The sequence below is a fragment of the Cryobacterium fucosi genome, from assembly GCF_004403515.1.
GTDB lineage: Bacteria > Actinomycetota > Actinomycetes > Actinomycetales > Microbacteriaceae > Cryobacterium > Cryobacterium fucosi.
Map to the genome: position 1 here is coordinate 1 of NZ_SOHH01000105.1, position 2045 is coordinate 2045.

General features: G+C 73.0%; 2 protein-coding genes. One reads left to right on the forward strand and one right to left on the reverse strand.

Translation table 11 applies throughout. From position 1 onward, the window contains the following. The coding region (locus E3T48_RS15010) for an ATP-binding cassette domain-containing protein (protein ID WP_134524840.1) at positions 1-735 on the forward strand (735 nt) is incomplete at its 5' end. A 169-nt stretch (positions 736-904) separates the two neighbouring features. Here the strand turns inward: E3T48_RS15010 and E3T48_RS15015 are convergent. Beyond that, positions 905-2045, reverse strand: a 1141-nt coding sequence (locus tag E3T48_RS15015; RefSeq protein ID WP_241986851.1) for a glycoside hydrolase family 38 C-terminal domain-containing protein, incomplete at its 5' end; no start/stop codon positions are given.

Sequence of the window (2045 nt, forward strand, 5' to 3'; positions counted from 1 at the left end):
CATGCGCCGGCGAATACTGCCGTCCCCGCGGCCGCGCCCGAGCCCGCCGAGCCGCGGCCGGTGCTCCGCGGGGTCTCGTTCAGCGCCCCGCGCGGGCTGCGCACCGCCCTGGTCGGGCCATCCGGCGCCGGCAAGAGCACGATCCTCGCCCTGATCGAGCGGTTCTACGACCCGAACGCCGGCGTTGTGCGCCTCGGCGGGCTGGACATCCGCACCCTCGACCGCACGGCCCTGCGCTCCCAGATCGGCTACGTCGAACAGGACGCGCCCGTGCTCGCCGGGTCGCTGCGCGACAACCTCACCCTTGCCACGCCGGACGCGACCGACGAGGAATGCATCGCCGTCCTGCACGCCGTCAACCTCGGCGAGGTGCTCGACCGCGACCCGGCCGGGCTCGGCGCGGCGGTCGGCGAGTCCGGCGTCATGCTGTCCGGCGGCGAACGCCAGCGCCTTGCGATCGCCAGGGCGCTGCTCGCGGCGCCGCCGATCCTGCTGCTGGACGAGTCGACGTCGAGCCTCGACGGGGTCAACGAGCAGATGATGCGCGCCGCGATCGACGCCGTCGCCGTGAACCGCACGCTGATCGTGATCGCGCACCGGCTCTCGACCGTGGTCGACTCCGACCAGATCGTGGTGCTCGACCACGGCCGGGTCATCGGAACCGGCACCCACTCCGAACTGGTCGCCTCCACTCCCCTCTACCGCGAGCTCGCCAAGCACCAGCTCCTCGTCTAGCCCCCTCGGTCGTACAGGGTCTCGACAAGCTCGACCACCGGTGATTGAGCCTGTCGAAATCACCGCACCGGGTCTCGACAAGCTCGACCACCGGCCGCGCCCGACCACCGAGTACAAGCCCGACCACCGGCTGCGCCCGACCACCGGCTGCGGGAACAGAGTGGACGGGTCAGCGGGCGAAGCGGAGGGTCACCAGCTGGAAGGGGCGCAGTTCGAGGGTGAGGGCATCGCCGTCGGCCGAGAACGTGGCGCGCGGCTCCTCGAGCGGGCGCTCGAGCAGGTCGGTCTCCGTGACGCCGGTCGCGTCGAAGTGACGGATGACCCGCGCCGCCGCCCGGCCGCCGTGCGCCTCGTAGAGCCGCACCACGACATCCCCGCTGCGGTCCTCCGCGAGTTTGACGGCCTCGATCACGACCGCGGGGTTGTCGACGTCGAACAGGGGGTCGATCCGCTGGGCCGCTACCCCGGCCACGGTGCGGAGCGGCAGGTTGAGCCGGTATCCCTCGGCGACCGCGTCGCCGATCGTGGCGCCGACCCGGAGGGAGACCCGCAGGGCGTGTTCGCCCTGGTCGGCCGTCGGGTCGGGGAACACGGCCGCGCGCAGCAGCGAGAGGCGGACGGTCGTGGCGCTGTGGCCGGCGGCATCCGTGTCCCGGGTGATGTCGTGGCCGTAGGTGGAGTCGTTCGCGACGGCCACGCCGTAGCCCGGCTCGCCGACGTGCACCCAGCGGTGCGCGCAGGTTTCGAAGCGGGCGGCGTCCCAGGACGTGTTCGCGTGCGTGGCCCGGTAGACGTGGCCGAACTGAATCTCGGATGCCGCACGCTCCGCGTGCAGGTCGAGCGGGAACGACAGCTTGAGCAGCTTCTGCCGCTCGTGCCAGTCGATGCTGAAGGCCAGGTCGATGCTCAGCGCACCGGCGGCCAGGGAGATCAGCTGCACGACGTGCGAGGCGCCGAACGCCCGGCTGACCCGCACCTCGGCGACATCGGCGGTGTCCAGGACGACCTCGACGGCATCCGCCGCGGTGAGGCCGGTCGCGGTGCGCTTGTAGTGCCGGTCGATGTCCCAGGCGTCCCACTGGGTGGGGGTGTCCCGGTGCAGCCGGAGCAGGTTGCCGCGTTGTCCGGCCGGGATCAGTTCGCGGCCCGCGGCGAGGTCGCGGAGCGAGGGGAACAGCCCGTCGGCGTCGATGGTCACGGCGACGAGGCCGTTGGCGAGCACGATGCCGGCCGCGGTGCGGCGGGCCGTGACCGGCGCGGGCGCCGAGTGGGCCACCGCCCCGCCGGTCGTCCCGGCGCCGAGCCGGTCG